Below are 15775 nucleotides of genomic sequence, written 5' to 3'. Positions count from 1 at the left end.
GCGCGTCATATAAAAGACGCCGAACGCTGCCCGCTTCCTCAACCCTTGACCGATGGGGCGCTGCTGCCCGATGCCGAGCACGATGGTTTCTTTTACGCCCTGCTGCGCAAGACGTGACCCGGCTTTTCGATGGCTGGCCGGGCTGTTGCTGGGCTGCTGGCTGGCCGTCGCAGGCGGTGCGCTGGCGAGCGACAAAAGCACCGTCAAACAGGCGGGCATCCGTGCCACCCAGCAAGGCTACCTGCTGGAAGCGGACGTCGACATCGTGCTCAACCGCACCCTGGAAGATGCGCTCAGCAAAGGGATCAACCTGTATTTTCTGCTGGAACTGGAACTGAGCCGCCCGCGCAACTGGTGGCTCGACGAAGACATCGCCGAAGCGGTGCGCAAACTGCGGATTTATTACCACCTGTTGCTGCGCCGTTACGTCGTCGAAATCGGTTACACCACCCGAACCGTCGCGACCCTGGGCGAAGCGCTGGCCCTGCTGGGGAGGGTCGACGACTGGCAGGTGCTGGAACGCGGCGCCCTGAAGACCGGGCGTCGCTACGACGCCCGGCTGCGTCTGCGTCTCGATACCGCGCAACTGCCCAAGCCGCTCTCCATCGGCGCGGTCACCAGCGACAAATGGGAACTGGCCACCCCCTGGTACGGCTGGTCGTTCGAGGCCCCCGCCGCGCCCGCTTCCTCGCCGTCCTTGCCCTGATGCGCAGTCTGATTGCCGCCGCCCTGATCATGGGCATCGTGCTGCTGTCCCTGCTGTTTTATGCCAGCGGCGACAGCAGCGCATTCTCCGACACCCTGCCCAGCCTGTTCATCGGCGGCGGCGTGCTGGGCGCGGCGCTGCTGGCGCTGCTGGGGTGGCGCATGTGGTGGCTGCAAAAGCGCATCCGTCGCGGCGTGTTCGGCGCCAAGCTCACGCTCAAGCTGCTGCTGATGTTCGGCGTCGTCGCCCTGCTGCCCGGCCTGGTGGTGTATGGCGCATCGGTATTTTTCCTCAACCGGTCGATCGAAACCTGGTTCGACGTGCGGGTTGACAACGCGCTGGCCTCCGGCGTCAACCTCGGCCAGGCCGCGCTCGACGACCTGCTGCGCGAGCAGGACAAAAAGGCCCAGCGGATGGCACTGGCGCTGTCGGATGAAGGCATGGGCTCGATCATCACCAGCCTTTCCACCCTGCGCGAACAAAGCGCGGTGCAGGAGCTGACCTTGTTCGACGAACGCGGCGGCGTCATTGCCCACGTCAGCGGCGAGCGCGGCACTCTGCTGCCGGTGCTGCCCGAGCGCAGCGTGCTGTGGCAGGTCCGGCAACAGCAGCCCTACAGCCGGATCGAGGAAGTGGCCGACCGCGGGCTCGTCATGCACGTCATCGTGCCGGTATACACCAGCACGCTGACCGGCGAAACGCGTGTGCTGCAACTGGTGCAGCCGGTGCCGGCCGGCCTGGCACGCGATGCGCAGGCGGTGCAACTGGCGTATCAGGAATACCAGCAGATCGCGGTGTCGCGGCTGGGGCTGAAACGCATCTACGGCGTCGCGCTCACCCTCACCCTGATGCTGGCCTTGCTGATGACCCTGGTGATCGCGTATCTGCTGTCGGAACGCCTCGGTGCGCCGTTGCGCACGCTGGCGCGCGGCACCCGCGCCGTGGCCAAAGGCGATTTTTCGCAGATGCCGTCGGTGAAGAGCCGCGACGAGCTGGGCGTGCTGATCCAGTCGTTCAACCGCATGACCCGCCAGCTGTCCGACGCCCGCGAACAGGTCGCGCAGAACCACCAGCAGACCGAGCAGGCCAAAGCCTTTCTGGAGCGCGTGCTGGCCAACCTGTCGTCCGGCGTGGTGGTGCTGGACGAAGCGCTGCGGGTCCGCACCATGAACAGCGCGGCGGCGCAGATTCTGGGGGTGCATGCATCGGCGCTGGATGCCCAGCCGCTTGCCGCACTGGGCCAGGCGGGCGAGGCGCTGCATGGGTTTGGCGCGACGGTCGCGGCGCGTTTCGGCGAGCATGAAGGCGAATGGCAGGAGCAGATTGATTACGCCGGGCCCGGCGGCAACCAGTCGCTGCTGCTGCGCGGCACCCGCCTGCCGTCGGGGGTCGAGCGTGGCTATGTGCTGGTGTTCGACGACGTCACCAAGCTGATCGACGCCGAACGCAACGCCGCCTGGAGCGAGGTGGCGCGGCGGCTGGCGCACGAGATCAAGAACCCGCTCACCCCGATCCAGCTGTCGGCCGAGCGCATCGCGCGCAAGCTCGACGGCCGGCTTCAGCCGGCGGACGCCGAGTTCCTGGCGCGCGCCACGCAAACCATCGTCAGCCAGGTTGCCGCGATGAAAAGCATGGTGGACGCGTTTGCCGGCTATGCGCGGATGCCGCGCGCCAAACTCGAACCGCTCGATCTGAATGCCCTGGTATATGAAGTGCTGGCGCTCTACGATGCCAGAGCGCTGGGCCTGCAGCTGGACCTCGACACCGACTCGCCGCGGATTGCGGGCGACTCCACATTATTGCGTCAAGTAATACATAATCTGTTGCAAAATGCGCAGGATGCGCTGGCCGGCCACCCCGCACCGCGAGTCGAGGTTGGCACGCACCTGCTTGATAGCAATGCAGTTTGTTTGACCGTAACGGACAATGGAGCCGGGTTTCCGGAACATCTGATGACGCGGCTGTTCGAGCCCTATGCAACCACCAAGGCCAAGGGGACGGGCCTGGGCCTGGCCATCGTCAAAAAGATCGTGGAAGAGCACCACGGCAAAATCCAGATCGAAAACATCAAATCGGGCGGTGCCGCCATCCGCATTGCATTGCCCATTTTTGCGGTAGCCGGGGAGAACACGTGAGCGGGCATATTCTCGTCGTCGACGACGAAGTGGGTATTCGTGAATTGCTGTCGGAAATCCTTACCGACGAAGGCTACGACGTGCATCTGGCGGAAAATGCCGAGGCGGCACGCGCCTTTCGCTCCCTGCGGCGTCCGGACCTGGTTCTGCTGGACATCTGGATGCCCGATACCGATGGCGTGACTCTGCTGAAAGAATGGGCGGGGGGCGGCCAGCTCACCATGCCGGTGGTGATGATGTCCGGCCATGGCACCATCGATACCGCGGTTGAAGCCACCCGGCTTGGCGCCACCGATTTTCTGGAAAAACCGGTGGCACTGGCCAAGCTGATCGATACCGTCAACAAGGCGATCAAGCGCGGCGCATCCCTTCCCCGGCGCACGCCTGGCATGGATTTGTCGGCGCTCGGGCGCAGCCCGCTGATCCTCGAACTGAAAAAACGCCTTACCCAGATCGCCGGCAACACCGCACCGGTCCTGTTGCAGGGCGAACCCGGCAGCGGCTTTGACATCTGCGCGCATTTTCTGCACCAGCCCGCCAGCGCATGGGTTGAGATCAAGGATCGCGCGCGCCTGGTGTCCGAGCCGCTCGGTTTTGTCGAAGCGCTCGGCAATGGCACCCTCTACCTGCCCGAGGTATCCGAGCTGGCGCGCCTGGAGCAAAAAGGCCTGGGGCTGCTGCTCGACCGCATCGAGGGCAGCGGCGCGCGCCTGGTATGCGCCAGCAGCCGTAGCCTCGACACCATGGTTGCCGCCGGCGAATTCGACAGCCGCCTGTTTTACCGCCTGTCCAGTCTCGCCATCCAGCTGCCGCCGCTACGCGACCACCGCGAGGATGTGCCCGATATCGCCAACTTCATGCTGGCGCAACTGGTGGAAGAAGGCGTCAGCCCGGTACGGCGGCTGACCACGCCGGCCCTGAACCAACTGCGCAATTTCGACTGGCCAGGCAATCTGCCGCAGCTCGGCAATGTGGTGCGCACCCTGGCGGTCACCGCGCTGGCGAATGAAATCGACGCCGTCGAGGTCAACCGCGTGCTCGCCCCGATGAAACTGTCCGTGCCGGCGGTGGCGCACGGCATTCCGCTCGACATCCCGCTGCGCGAGGCGCGCGACGCCTTCGAGCGCATGTATTTCGAACATCTGATCCAGAAAGAAGGCGGCAGCATGACGCGGGTTGCCGACAAGTCCGGACTGGAACGCACCCACCTCTATCGCAAGCTGAAACAGCTGAATATCCGGCATGGGCGACGGCTGGATGAAGAGTTGTAAGCGCAGGGCCGGCACGTGAAAATCATCATCCTCGGTGCCGGCCAGGTTGGCGCCAACCTGGCTGAAAGTCTGGTTGCCGAAGACAACGACATCACCGTCGTCGACCTCGATAGCTCGCGCCTGGCGCTGCTGCAGGACCGCTTCGACCTGCGCACCGTGCGCGGTCACGCGGCGCATCCCTCAATCCTGAAGCAGGCCGGCGCCGAAGACGCCGATATGCTGGTCGCCGTCACTCAGAGCGACGAAACCAATCTGGTGGCATGCCGCATCGCGTCCACCCTGTTCAACCTCCCCACGCGTATTGCGCGTATCCGTTCCAGCGATTTCATGGGGCAGGAAGCGGACTTTCTGGCCGAGCATTTCGGTGTCGACGACGTCATCAGCCCCGAACAGGAGGTGACCGACACCCTGCGCCGCCTGATCGAGCACCCCGAGGCGCTGCAGGTGCTCGACTTTGCCGGGGGCAAGGTGCGGCTGGTGGCGGTGCGCGCCTATCACGGCGGCCCCCTGATGGGACACGAGCTGCAGGATATCAAGCGTCACATGCCGAATGTCGATTGCCGGATCCCGGCGATCTACCGGCGCGACCGCGGCATCGTGCCGGAGGGGATCACGGTCATCGAGCCGGGCGACGAAGTGTTTTTCCTGGCGCGCCGCGAGGACATCCCTTCGGTGATGCGCGAATTGCGCCGCATGGAGCGGCCGGTCAAACGCGTGATGATCGCCGGCGGCGGCAACATCGGACGGCGGCTGGCGGCCGTGCTGGAACGCAACTACGAGGTCAAGCTGATCGACCACAACAAGGCCACCTGCGCGCTGCTGGCTGAGCAGTTGCACCGTGCCCTGGTGCTGCAGGGCGACGCCACCGACGAGGCCTTGCTGGAGCAGGAAAATATCGGGTCGATGGACGTGTTCTGCGCGCTCACCAACGACGACGAGGACAACATCATGTCCGCCCTGCTGGCCAAGCGCATGGGTGCGCAGCGGGTGATCGCCCTGATCAACCGCTCGGCCTACGTCAATCTGGTGCAGGGCGGCGAGATCGACATCGCCATTTCGCCGGCGCAGGCCACGGTCGGCCCGCTGCTGTCGAAGATCCGACGCGGCGACATGGCGGCGGTGCATTCGTTGCGGCGCGGCGCGGCCGAAGTGCTCGAGGTGGTCATCCACGGCGACCTCAAAACCTCGAAGGTGGTGGGACGCCGCATCGGCGATGTGGCCCTGCCGGAAGGGGCGGCGATTGCCGCCATCATCCGCGGCGAGGAGGTGCTGATCGCCCATCACGACACCCTGATCGAGGCGGAGGACCACCTCATCGTGTTTGCGCTCAACAAGCGCATCATCCCCAAGGTGGAAAAGCTGTTCCAGGTCGGCTTCGGGTTTTTCTGAATGCCGCCCAGGTGCCGTCCGACGCCCGACCGCACCTGGCTGAGTGCGGCTCTTCCTCATCACGTGGCCATACGGCTGTGTTCCGGTGTGTCTGAAGGGAAGCGCTGGTAACATCGCGCGCATGCCGATTCCGGTTTGGCGGAACGTTCAATGTCACAGATACTGCCTGTCGTCCATATCCTGTCGAAAGTGCTGATGCTGTTTGCATTTGCCTTTCTGCTGCCGCTGGGCGTTTCCACTGCGCTCGACGATGGCGCGCAGTTCGCATACAAGCAGGCCATTCTGGCAGCTTTCCTCTCCGGGGCGGGGCTCTGGCTGCTGTCGCGTCGCGGCAAACGCGAACTGCAAACACGCGACGGTTTCCTGCTGGTGGCGCTGATCTGGACCGTGCTGCCGGTGTTTTCGATGATCCCGCTGCTGGCTTACATGCCGGAACTCAGCGTCACCGATGCCTATTTCGAAGCCGTCTCGGGTTTGACCGCGACGGGCGCCACCGTGCTCACGGGGCTGGACATGCTGCCGCCTTCGATCAATATCTGGCGTACCGAAATGCACTGGCTGGGTGGCATGGGCGTGATCGTGCTGGTGGTGGCCGTACTGCCGATGCTGGGGGTCGGCGGACGGCAGATGTTCAAGGCGGAAACGCCGACGCCGATGAAGGACAGCAAGCTCACGCCGCGCATGGCCGAAACCGCCAAGGGGCTGTGGCAGGTCTACGTTCTGGTCACGCTGATGTGCATGGGCGCGTTATGGGCGGGCGGCATGAGCTGGATTGACGCGGTGGTGCATGGCTTCAGCGTGATGGGGCTGGGCGGCATGTCGTCGCACGATGCCAACATAGGCTACTTCGATTCCGTGCTGCTCGAAAGCATCATCATGGTGTTCGCGCTGATTGCGGGCATCAGCTTTTCCACCCACTTCATGGCTTTGCGCACCCGCAGCCTGCTGGCTTATCGCCACGATGCGGAAATTCGCTGGTACTTTGTGGTACTGGGCGCCAGCGTTGCCGGCCTCACCGGCTACCTGTGGCTCAAGGGCGTTTATCCTGAACTGCCGGATGCCCTGCGCTACGTTTCATTCAACACCATTTCGGTGGCCACCACGCTGGGGTTTTCCAACACCGATTACAATGTCTGGCCATATTTCGTGCCCCTGTGGATGCTGTTTCTGTCGAGCTTCTGCGCCAGTTCCAGCTCTACCGGCGGCGGCATCAAAATGATGCGCGCCATGCTGCTCTGGAAACAGCTTTACCGCGAGCTGGTCAAGCTGGTGCATCCCAACGCCGAAATCCACACCAAGATCGGCGCCCATGCGGTACCCAACAAGATCATCTATGCCGTGCTGGCGTTTTTCTTCGTCTATATTGCCTGCATCGTCGTCTTCACGTTTCTGTTGTCCGCATCCGGACTCGACGTCTTCAGCGCCTTGAGCGCCGTCGTGGCCATGATCAACAACACCGGACCGGGCTTGGGCCAGGTCGGTCCCGCCAGCAACTTCGCCGCGCTGAGCGATTTCCAGATCTGGGTGTGCTGCTTTGCCATGCTGCTCGGGCGGCTGGAATTGTTCACCCTTCTGGTGGTGCTGACCCCGGCGTTCTGGAGGAAGTGATGTCTGCCATCGACAATTTTGAAGCCATGCTGGCGCAAGGGCGCGACAATGCCCTGCTGCGGTTTTCGCTGGGCAACGAATACCTCAAGCAGGGCGACGCCGCCCGTGCCGCCGAACACCTGCGGCGCGCGGTCGAACACGACACGCAGTATTCCGCCGCCTGGAAACTGCTGGGCAAGGCGCTCACCGACAGCGCAGCCTGGAGCGAGGCGCTGGCCGCGTATCGGCAGGGCATCGCGGTGGCCGAGGCGCGCGGCGACAAGCAGGCGGCCAAGGAAATGGGCGTATTTGCACGGCGAATCGAGAAGCAGCTGCAAGACTGAACCGCTGCGCGCCCGCTGGCGCGCCCGGCGGGAGTTTCCAGCTTGAGTTAGAATCCGGCGATCAACTTTTTCAGGAGCAGCAAATGACGCGGATGGTGAATTGTGTGAAGCTTGGGCGCGAAGCCGAGGGTCTGGCCTTCCAGCCGGTGCCGGGGGATCTGGGCAAGAAGATTTTCGAGAACGTATCGAAAGAGGCCTGGGCGGGCTGGCAGCGCCACCAGACCATGCTGATCAACGAAAACCGCCTCAATCTGGCCGACCCGCAGGCACGCAGCTATCTGATGGAACAGATGGAGCGCTACTTCTTTGGCGGCGGCAATGTCGACGCTGCCGCAGGCTACGTTCCGCCTGCCAGGTAGGCACGGCACGCATCCATGCAAACGGGCTCCCGCGGGAGCCCGTTTGCATGGATGCGACTAGAAAACTACAGCACTTCCTTCTCGATCTCCTCCAGCGAGGTGTGGCGCACGTCCTTGCCCTTGACCATGTAGACCACATATTCCGACATGTTCTTGGCATGGTCGCCCATCCGCTCGATCGCCTTGGTGACGAACAGGATGTCGATGAAAACCGAAATAGTGCGCGGGTCTTCCATCATGAAGGTGATGAGGTGGCGCAGGTTGAGGCGGAACTCCTCGTCCACCGACCGATCCTGGCGCGCGATTTCCACCGCCAGCGTGGCGTCCAGGCGGGCAAAGCCGTCGAGCGCCTTGCGCAGCATGTCGAGCACCAGGTCGGCCATGTACTTGACCTCGCTGAAGCGCGGCAGACTGATGCGCTCGGACTGGTGGATCAGCCGGGACATGCGTGCGATCTTGGCGGCTTCGTCGCCGATGCGTTCGAGATCGGTGATGGTCTTCACCACCATCATCACCATGCGCAGGTCGGACGCGGTGGGCTGGCGGCGCGCGATGATGTGGGTACAGTCCTCGTCGATGGCGACTTCCAGCGCGTTGACGTTGTGGTCATTGGCCTCCACCTGGCTGGCCAGTTTCAGGTCGCCATTGATGAGCGCTTCGATCGCGTTGATGATCTGTTCTTCGACCAGGCCGCCCATCTTCAGCACGTTGGCACGCACGGCTTCCAGCTCGGTGTCAAACTGCTTGTAGGTGTGTTCGGTTAGCATCGTGTTGACCCTCCAGTCATTCGCTTCTAATTATAGGTCCCGCATAGGTCCAGCATTGTGACCATTGCATGTACGGCAGGTTTCACCGGGTGCTGAAGGGCAGTGCGTAGCGCGTGCCGTCGATGTCGAGATACAGCACCCAGTCGCGCCGTCCGCTGACGCACGCAGGCAAGGTCACTTTCGCGCCAAACGCGCCGCCCGGGGCCAGGCGCAGATCATAGCGGTTAAAGCCCATGTCCATGTCGCTCATCTGCAATTCTGCGCTGATCCGGCCGGCGCCCGGCGCGCGGACGCTCAGTTCGAAAGCCTCCAGCGGCGCCGGCTGCGACGAAAAGCGCAGGTGTGCGGGTGTGCCGCGGTGGTCGAACGTGCAGCCGGCGAGCGGGTCGGTGCAGCTCACCGCCAGCGCTGCGGCCGGCCGCTTCAGCCAGTAGCCGGCCGCTGCGGTGGCCGCCAGCACGACAACCAGTAACAGCGCCCGCTTCATGTCCATGCGCCGCGCAGCAGCGCCACGCCGTGTGCGCCATGCGACTGTGCCAGCGCCACGTCGTTGCGCGCCAGCCCGCCCAGCCCGTAAACCGGAATCGGACTGGCGGCCGCCAGACGGGAAAACGTCTCCCAGCCCAGCGTCGGGGCGCCCGGATGGGTGAGTGTGGGCAGCACCGGCGACAACAGCACAAAATCGGCCTCGATCGCGGCGGCATGCGCCAGCTCGGCGGCGTCGTGGCACGACACGCCTAGCCATGCGCAATCGGGGCGCGCGGTCAATGCGGCGGCGGCGGCCGAATCCAGATGCACGCCGTCGGCGCCCGCCGCGCGCGCCAGTTCCGGGCTGCCGTTGACCAGCACGCGTGCGCCATGCTGATGGGCGCGGCGCACGGTCGCCTGCGCGAGTTGCAGGCGCGCCTCCTCCGGCAGCGTCTTGTCGCGCAGCTGGATCAGCCGCAGGCCGTTATGCAGGGCGACATCCAGCCGCGCCAGGAAAGTGTCGACGCCGAGCGATTCGGCGTGCGAAATCCCCAGCAGCGGCGGCAGCGACAGCGCCTTCAGGATCGGAAAATTGGCGGGCAGCAGCGGCGTGACCTCGACCGCGTCGGGCAGCTGCCAGGAGAAAACCTGCCCTTCGTGCGGATGCGGCTCGCCCTGCCATTCGAACACGCGGAAAAAATTCAGCCGTACCGTGGCATGCGGATACTTGAACACCCGGGTGATCCAGCGGCAGGCGCGGTCGATCACGATGCCGAGTTCCTCGTGCAGTTCGCGCGCCAGCGCGGCCTCCAGCGTTTCACCCGGCTCCACTTTGCCGCCGGGGAATTCCCAGTAGCCCGCATAGACCTTGCCCGGCGGCCGCTGCGCCAGCAGCACCCGCGAGGGGTACGCCGGTGGGTACCCCGCTGCTGCGCAGCGACTCTCCCGCAGCTCGCGGCCGTCGGGCTGGGTCAGCACCGCCGCGACGACTTCCGTGATGGGCGGCTGACTCATTGCTTCCCTGCCCAGTCGCGCGCGAACTGCCACGCCACTCGCCCGTTGCGTGCGCCGCGTCCGAGCGACCACTGCAGCGCGGCCCGCTCGAACGCTTCGTCCGGCGTTGCGCCAAGGCGCCCGGCCCAGTGCCGGGCGATCGCCAGATAGGTCTCCTGGTCCATGCCATGGAACGCCACCCACAATCCGAAGCGGTCGGACAGCGAAATCTTTTCCTCGGTCGCCTCGCCCGGGCGCACCTCGCCGCCGAGGTGTTTTGTTTCCAGGTTTTCCGCCATGTATTCCGGCATCAGGTGACGGCGGTTGCTGGTGGCGTAGATCAGCACGTTGTCACCGGGCCCCGCCAGCGAGCCGTCGAGCGCGGCCTTCAGGCTGGCGTAGCCGGCTTCGTGCTCGGCGAAAGTCAGATCGTCGATGAAGACGATGAAGCGATAGTCGGCATCCGCCAGCAGTTCGAACAGGTCCGGCAGGCTCGGCAGCCCGGCCTTGTCGACCTCGATCAGGCGCAGTCCCTTCGCCGCGTATCTGGCGTGCACGGCCTTCACCAGCGAGGACTTGCCGCAGCCGCGCGCGCCGCTCAGCAGCACGTTGTTGGCGGGCCTGCCGGCGACGAACTGGCGCGTGTTGGCGTCCACCCGCTGCTTCTGCTCGTCGATCGCCAGCAGGTCTTTCAATGCCGCCCGCTGCGGGTGCAGGATCGGCTTGAGTCCGCCGGCCTGCGCCGACCAGCGCGCTGCGCGCACGTTTTTCCAGTCCAGCGCCGGTGCGGCGGGGGTGTCGAGGCGGTCGAGCAGGCGTTCGATGCGGGGCAGGAGGGCGGCGAAATCGGTCATGCGGGGATTCTAGCCGCTTGGGAAAAATTTGGGCTTTCGCCAGCAAAGACCGGTCAACGGACGCCTGGCAATCCGCCCAAGCGGCCGCCTCGGCGCCGAGCCGGATGATGCTCATGGCATCAGGTGCGGTACTCCGCGTTGATCTTCACGTAGTCGTACGAAAAATCGCAGGTCCACACCGTGGCGTTCGCATCGCCGCGGTTCAGCACCACGCGCACGGCGATGTCGGCTTCCTTCATCACGGCTGCGCCCTGCGCCTCGGTATAGCTTGCCGCGCGGCCGCCCTGCTCCGCCACCAGCACATCGCCCAGGTAAACCTGCAAGGCGTTGACGTCGAGGTCGGTCACGCCGGCATAGCCGATGGCGGCAAGGATGCGCCCGAGGTTGGGGTCGCTGGCGAAAAAGGCGGTCTTGACCAGCGGCGAACGGGCGATGGCGTAGGCGATCTGCTTGCATTCGGCACGGTCGCGGCCGCCTTCGACCGCCACGGTGATGAACTTGGTCGCCCCTTCACCGTCGCGCGCCATCGCCTGCGCCAGGCCGATGGCCACCTCGCTCAGGGCGGCTTTCAGCGCGGCGTAGTCGGCGCCGGCGAGGTCGGCAATTTCGGCATTGCCGGCCTGGCCGGTGGCGATCAGGATGAAGCTGTCGTTGGTCGAGGTGTCGCCGTCGACGGTGACGCAGTTGAACGACACGTCGGCCACTTCCTTTACCAGCTGCGGCATCAGGCCGGGCGCGATCGCCGCATCGGTCGCCACATAGCCGAGCATGGTCGCCATGTTGGGGTGGATCATGCCGGAGCCCTTGGCGATGCCGGTGACCGTGACCGTGCTGCCGCCGACCTGTATCCGGCGCGAGACGCCCTTGGCGACGATGTCGGTGGTCATGATCGCGTGCGCAGCCTCGCTCCAGTGGTCCGGCGCGAGGTCGGCCTGGGCGGCGGGCAGCGCGGGCAGGATCTTGTCGACCGGCAGCGGCTCCAGGATCACCCCGGTGGAAAACGGCAGCACGTTTTCGGCCGCGCAGCCCATCAGCTGCGCCACCGCCTCGCACGTCCGGCGCGCGCGCCGGAGCCCTTCCTCGCCGGTACCGGCGTTGGCATTGCCGGTATTGATCAGCAGGGCGCGGATGTCGCCCTGCGCCAGATGCTGTTTGCACAAGACGACCGGCGCGGCGCAGAAGCGGTTTTGCGTGAACACCCCGGCCACCCGGGAGCCGGGCGCCAACTCGATCAGCGTGATGTCGCGGCGTCCGGGTTTCTTGATGCCGGCGGACGCAATGCCGAGACGCACGCCGGCAACGGGCAACAGGGAGGCGGGATCGGGGGCGGAGAGGTTGACGGGCATGACGGCTTCGCAAGACGGAAAGCCGCCATTTTATGCCGCACTGGCGGCAAATGGATGGCGCGGATTTACTGCGTACGCCCCAGCAGCCAGTTCATGAGGCGGCGAAATCCGGGCCGCCATGGCCAGACCGGGTCGAACTCGATCGAACGCGCCAGTGCCGCCAGCGCAATCAGCGCGAACACGGAAAACAGCAGTTGCGAGACGAGCTGACGCGGCGTGAGCATGCCGAGGGGCTGGTCGAGAAAGCCGGGAACATAAAACAGGCTGGCAAACGCCGCGAAAAGAAAGGCCGGGCCGAGATACATGATGTCCGCAGTTTGAGTCCTTGTGCCGGGACATTCAGCAAGCCTTGTGCCAGTTGAGCAAAGACCAGCAAAAACAATAGGGTGGCTGCCTGTCCCAATCAGGTCGGCCATGAAATGTAAATTAATTCGACGGCTATTTGTCGAGCGGCGGGGCAGCGAACTTGCGCAGGATTTCATGCGACAGCGAATAAAACTGCGGCGTGGGACCGAGGTCCTCGTAGATCGGATCGCCATAGTCGTCTTCGGCGATGATGCGGTTGCCGGGGATGTAGGGCATGGCCACCTCAAGCTCGTCGAGGGCGGCACGGATCAGATCGGCCATCAACTGGGAATCGCTGCGCCCGGGGTACATGACGTGCAGGGCTTCCACCCGCGCCGCGTCGCGTAACGGTAAATGGACGGCATAGGCGCGCACGTCCGCGCGCGCATGCCCCTCCTGGCCCCAGCGTTGGATCAATTCGGCGATGCGCATGAGTTTTCCCCTGCCTGCAATGGTTTTGTTATAGCAAAGCCACCCGCAAGACAAAGCCGGATTCAGCTTGTGCGCCGCCACACCAGGGTGCGATTGTTCGCCGGCATGGCGATATCCTGTTGCAGAACCAGACCCTGGGCGCGCGCCAGCGCATCCACCGCCGCGAAGTCGCGCACGCCGGAAGCCGGGTCGCGCGCTTTCAGCCAGGCGTCGAAGCGGGCATTGCTCTCTGCGGTATAGGCGCCGTTGTAGTTGAACGGGCCGTATACCGCCAGTACGCCGCCCGGTTCGAGCACGTCGCCGATGCCCTCGAAAAACCGTTCGACCTCGGGCCAGCCCATGATGTGCAGCGTGTTGGCCGAGAACACCGCATCGTAGCGGCCGTTGCGCCAGGCCGTCTGGCTGACGTCGAGGGCGATCGGCGGCAGCACGTTGGGCAGCGCCGCCGCGTCGAGCCATTGCCGGATGCCGGGATGATGCTGTGGCACATCGGCGGTCTGCCAGACGAGATGCGGCAGTTCGGCGCCGAAATACACCGCATGCTGGCCGGTGCCGCTGCCGATTTCCAGCACGCGGCGGCGGTCGGCAAATACCTCGCGCAGCACCGCCAGAATCGGCGCGCGGTTCTGCACGCAGGATTCGGCAAAGGGCTTGTCGGACATTTTCATGCCTCCACTTGAATCAGCCGGCCGTCGGCCAGCAGCACAGCAGCATGCACCGGCCGGTCTGGATACAGCGCCGCCAGCAGGGCGCGATAGCCTGCCAGCTGGGGCCGATGGCGTTCGGCCAGCTGCGCGTCCGCCAGCATGCGGCTGTCGTCGCCGGTTTTATAGTCGATCAGCCACACCGCATCGTCGAATTCCACCACGCGGTCGAGCCGCTGCACCCGGCCGTCGGCATCCAGCAACGCCAGCTCGCTGTGCGCGCGCCGGTACAGCGCGGGGTCGAAGAAGCGTGCCAGATGCGGCTGCGCCAGCAGGGCGCGGGCATCCGCCTCGATCCTGGCGAGCCCGGCCGCCACCCCCAGCTGCATCGCCAGTGCGGGCAGGTCGCGCGGCGTTCCCGGCGGCGCATGGTGTTCGAGGCAGGCATGGAACAGTTCGCCGCTGGCCGCCGCCGGGTTGGCGGACACAGGGGCAAGCCGCTGCCCGACGGCGGGGGCGACGATGCGCGGCGCCGCCGCCGTCACGCGCGGCGCGTCGGCGCTGGCGGCCGGCGGCAGATCGGCCGGCAGCGCCATATCCCGCCAGGCCGCCTCGACCCGCTGCAGCCAGGCGTTTTTGTCGGCGGCGCCGCTGACGATCAGCCCCTGCCCGGCGCGGGTGAGCGCTACATACAGCAGATTGTCGGACTCGCGCTGCGTCAGCGCAGCCTCCTCGGCAAACCAGTGTTCCCGCCAGGCGCCCCGTTCGTCCTGTTTGCCGAATAGCGAAAAATGCCCGGGCCGTGCGGCTTCGGGCGGCCACGGCGCCAGCACGCCGTAGCTGTCGCTGCGCGTGTGATCGCTGCCGCCGAGCAGCCAGACGATCGGCGCCTCCAGTCCCTTGGCGCCGTGGATGGTCAGCAGCCGCACCGCGTTTTCGCCGTCGGCGGCCAGTCCTTCGCCGGGTGCGGCGTCGGCGTCGTCGACGAGCGAGGCCAGTTCGCGGATGAAACCGGCCAGCGTCGGGTAGCGGCCGGCATCCTGCGTCAAGGCCAGCTGCATGAAGGCGCGCAGATTGGCGGCAACCTGCGGACGCTGTGCGGGCGGCACGGCGGCAGCGTAACGTGCCTCGACATCGGCCTCGAAATAAATGCGGTCGAGCAGATCGTGCACCGGCAGCCTGCCGACGCAGGCGCGCCAGCCGGTCAGAAGCCGCGCGGCGCGCGCGAGTGCCGGCGGGCAGCCCGGCTGTGCGGCGAACGCAAGCAGGCGTTCCCAGCCACGCGCTTCGGCTGGCAAGGGCGGCGCAAAGACGTGCAACAGCTCGGCATCGCTGCAGCTGAAAATCGGGCTCTTCAGCACGTGCGCCAGCTTCAGTTCGGCATGCGGCAGCAGCAGGGTTTCGAGCAGCGCAATCACATCCTGCGCTTCCAGCGCATGCAGCAGGCCGCCGCGGCGCGAGGTGATGAAGGGAATCCCTGCCGCTTCCAGCGCGCGTTCGTACACATGCAGATGGGTACGTTTGCGCACCAGCGCCATGACGTCGCCGGCACGTGCCGGGCGGCTGTTTTCAGCCGGCCCGTCAACCACGCCCCAGCGTCCCAGCACCTCGTCGCGCAACACGCGGGCAAAGGTCTGCGCCTCGACGTGCACCGCGCGGTCGTCGGCTTCGGCCTGCGGCGTGGTGAGCGGATTGCGCATACGGCTCCACACGTGGCCGGCGGCTGCGTAGTGGATCGAAGTCCCCTCGTGGGGCAATTCAGCCGCGGCGGCGGCCGCGCTTCTTTCCACGCCGACCGGCAGGCAGCGCAGCGCGCCCCGCCGCATGGCGTTGGCCGGTGCGTGGGTATGTGACGCAAATCCCGTCACCGCGGCAAATACCGGATTGATCGCCTGTACCACCGCAGGTGCCAAGCGCCGCGTCATGTCGGTGCTGAAGCGGGCGGCGCCGAAATGCGCCTGCAGGAAATCCGCCGCCGCGCTGAACACCCGTGCCTCGCCGCGGCGGAAGCGGTAAATCGCCTGCTTCGGGTCGCCCACCATGAACACCGTCATGCCGCTGTCGGCCGCGCCTGCCTCGGCCAGCCAGGTTGACAGCGCCTGCCATTGCAGCGGATTGGTGTCCTGGAATTCGTC

General features: G+C 65.6%; 16 protein-coding genes. 7 read left to right on the top strand and 9 right to left on the bottom strand.

Annotation, left to right across the window (positions count from 1 at the left end; genetic code table 11):
• The first annotated feature begins 145 nt into the window (after positions 1 to 145).
• The 7 genes from Q0L94_RS02370 (at position 146) to Q0L94_RS02340 (ending at position 7791) form a co-directional block, all read left to right on the top strand.
• Positions 146 to 706, top strand: coding sequence for a DUF4390 domain-containing protein (locus Q0L94_RS02370; RefSeq protein ID WP_296749743.1), 561 nt, complete (start codon positions 146 to 148; stop codon positions 704 to 706).
• Positions 706 to 2841 (top strand): ATP-binding protein, encoded by a 2136-nt coding sequence (locus Q0L94_RS02365; RefSeq protein WP_296749741.1) that lies wholly within the window; start codon positions 706 to 708, stop codon positions 2839 to 2841. The genes Q0L94_RS02370 and Q0L94_RS02365 overlap by 1 nt, the downstream gene beginning before the upstream one ends.
• Positions 2838 to 4112: a sigma-54 dependent transcriptional regulator gene (locus tag Q0L94_RS02360; RefSeq protein WP_296749739.1), complete on the top strand. Its 1275-nt coding sequence runs from the start codon at positions 2838 to 2840 to the stop codon at positions 4110 to 4112. The genes Q0L94_RS02365 and Q0L94_RS02360 overlap by 4 nt, the downstream gene beginning before the upstream one ends.
• Positions 4113 to 4127: 15 nt before the next feature.
• Positions 4128 to 5501 carry a Trk system potassium transporter TrkA gene (trkA, locus tag Q0L94_RS02355; RefSeq protein ID WP_296749738.1) on the top strand — a complete coding sequence of 458 codons (1374 nt, stop codon included), beginning with the start codon at positions 4128 to 4130 and terminating at the stop codon, positions 5499 to 5501.
• Positions 5502 to 5651: 150 nt separating this feature from the next.
• Positions 5652 to 7109: a potassium transporter TrkG gene (locus Q0L94_RS02350; protein ID WP_296749736.1), complete on the top strand. Its 1458-nt coding sequence runs from the start codon at positions 5652 to 5654 to the stop codon at positions 7107 to 7109.
• On the top strand, positions 7109 to 7432 hold the full coding sequence (locus Q0L94_RS02345) for a tetratricopeptide repeat protein (RefSeq protein WP_296749734.1): 324 nt from the start codon (positions 7109 to 7111) through the stop codon (positions 7430 to 7432). Before Q0L94_RS02350 ends, Q0L94_RS02345 begins: the two co-directional genes overlap by 1 nt.
• A gap of 83 nt (positions 7433 to 7515) precedes the next feature.
• On the top strand, positions 7516 to 7791 hold the full coding sequence (locus Q0L94_RS02340; RefSeq protein ID WP_296638334.1) for an oxidative damage protection protein: 276 nt from the start codon (positions 7516 to 7518) through the stop codon (positions 7789 to 7791).
• 65 nt (positions 7792 to 7856) lie between these two features.
• Here Q0L94_RS02340 and phoU read toward each other — a convergent pair whose 3' ends face one another.
• The 9 genes from phoU to Q0L94_RS02295 all read right to left on the bottom strand — a co-directional run.
• Positions 7857 to 8558 carry a phosphate signaling complex protein PhoU gene (gene phoU, locus Q0L94_RS02335; protein WP_296749732.1) on the bottom strand — a complete coding sequence of 234 codons (702 nt, stop codon included), beginning with the start codon at positions 8556 to 8558 and terminating at the stop codon, positions 7857 to 7859.
• Positions 8559 to 8640: 82 nt separating this feature from the next.
• Entirely contained in the window at positions 8641 to 9045 is a 405-nt protein-coding gene (locus tag Q0L94_RS02330; RefSeq protein WP_296749730.1) for a hypothetical protein, read from the bottom strand.
• Positions 9042 to 10040, bottom strand: a complete 999-nt coding sequence (locus Q0L94_RS02325) for a Nudix family hydrolase (RefSeq protein ID WP_296749729.1) — start codon at positions 10038 to 10040, stop codon at positions 9042 to 9044. The genes Q0L94_RS02330 and Q0L94_RS02325 overlap by 4 nt, the downstream gene beginning before the upstream one ends.
• Positions 10037 to 10873, bottom strand: coding sequence for an ATP-binding protein (locus Q0L94_RS02320; protein ID WP_296749727.1), 837 nt, complete (start codon positions 10871 to 10873; stop codon positions 10037 to 10039). The genes Q0L94_RS02325 and Q0L94_RS02320 overlap by 4 nt, the downstream gene beginning before the upstream one ends.
• Before the next feature lie 119 nt (positions 10874 to 10992).
• The gene (gene argJ / locus Q0L94_RS02315; protein ID WP_296749725.1) at positions 10993 to 12219 is read right to left on the bottom strand and encodes a bifunctional glutamate N-acetyltransferase/amino-acid acetyltransferase ArgJ; all 1227 of its coding nucleotides are present in this window, start codon (positions 12217 to 12219) and stop codon (positions 10993 to 10995) included.
• A gap of 65 nt (positions 12220 to 12284) precedes the next feature.
• Positions 12285 to 12635: a hypothetical protein gene (locus tag Q0L94_RS02310; RefSeq protein ID WP_296749723.1), complete on the bottom strand. Its 351-nt coding sequence runs from the start codon at positions 12633 to 12635 to the stop codon at positions 12285 to 12287.
• A gap of 22 nt (positions 12636 to 12657) precedes the next feature.
• The gene (locus tag Q0L94_RS02305) at positions 12658 to 12996 is read right to left on the bottom strand and encodes a type 1 pili tip component (protein WP_296749721.1); all 339 of its coding nucleotides are present in this window, start codon (positions 12994 to 12996) and stop codon (positions 12658 to 12660) included.
• A gap of 62 nt (positions 12997 to 13058) precedes the next feature.
• A complete protein-coding gene (locus Q0L94_RS02300; protein ID WP_296749719.1) occupies positions 13059 to 13658 on the bottom strand; it encodes a DUF938 domain-containing protein in 600 nt (199 codons plus the stop codon).
• A gap of 2 nt (positions 13659 to 13660) precedes the next feature.
• Positions 13661 to 15775 (bottom strand): 3'-5' exonuclease (locus Q0L94_RS02295; RefSeq protein WP_296749717.1); only part of this gene is annotated, 2115 nt, incomplete at its 5' end.

It is taken from the genome of Thiobacillus sp. (assembly GCF_024708915.1).
Note: the sequence above shows the minus strand (reverse complement) of the source record. Positions and strands in the feature narration are given on the sequence as shown.

Coding starts and splice junctions, on each gene's coding strand:
- Q0L94_RS02330 (WP_296749730.1), bottom strand. CDS start 9,045: ATGAAGCGGGCGCTGTTACTGGTTGTCGTGCTGGCGGCCACCGCAGCG.
- Q0L94_RS02320 (WP_296749727.1), bottom strand. CDS start 10,873: ATGACCGATTTCGCCGCCCTCCTGCCCCGCATCGAACGCCTGCTCGAC.
- Q0L94_RS02310 (WP_296749723.1), bottom strand. CDS start 12,635: ATGGCCGACCTGATTGGGACAGGCAGCCACCCTATTGTTTTTGCTGGT.
- Q0L94_RS02340 (WP_296638334.1), top strand. CDS start 7,516: ATGACGCGGATGGTGAATTGTGTGAAGCTTGGGCGCGAAGCCGAGGGT.
- Q0L94_RS02345 (WP_296749734.1), top strand. CDS start 7,109: ATGTCTGCCATCGACAATTTTGAAGCCATGCTGGCGCAAGGGCGCGAC.
- Q0L94_RS02300 (WP_296749719.1), bottom strand. CDS start 13,658: ATGTCCGACAAGCCCTTTGCCGAATCCTGCGTGCAGAACCGCGCGCCG.
- Q0L94_RS02325 (WP_296749729.1), bottom strand. CDS start 10,040: ATGAGTCAGCCGCCCATCACGGAAGTCGTCGCGGCGGTGCTGACCCAG.
- phoU (WP_296749732.1), bottom strand. CDS start 8,558: ATGCTAACCGAACACACCTACAAGCAGTTTGACACCGAGCTGGAAGCC.
- Q0L94_RS02305 (WP_296749721.1), bottom strand. CDS start 12,996: ATGCGCATCGCCGAATTGATCCAACGCTGGGGCCAGGAGGGGCATGCG.
- Q0L94_RS02365 (WP_296749741.1), top strand. CDS start 706: ATGCGCAGTCTGATTGCCGCCGCCCTGATCATGGGCATCGTGCTGCTG.
- Q0L94_RS02350 (WP_296749736.1), top strand. CDS start 5,652: ATGTCACAGATACTGCCTGTCGTCCATATCCTGTCGAAAGTGCTGATG.
- argJ (WP_296749725.1), bottom strand. CDS start 12,219: ATGCCCGTCAACCTCTCCGCCCCCGATCCCGCCTCCCTGTTGCCCGTT.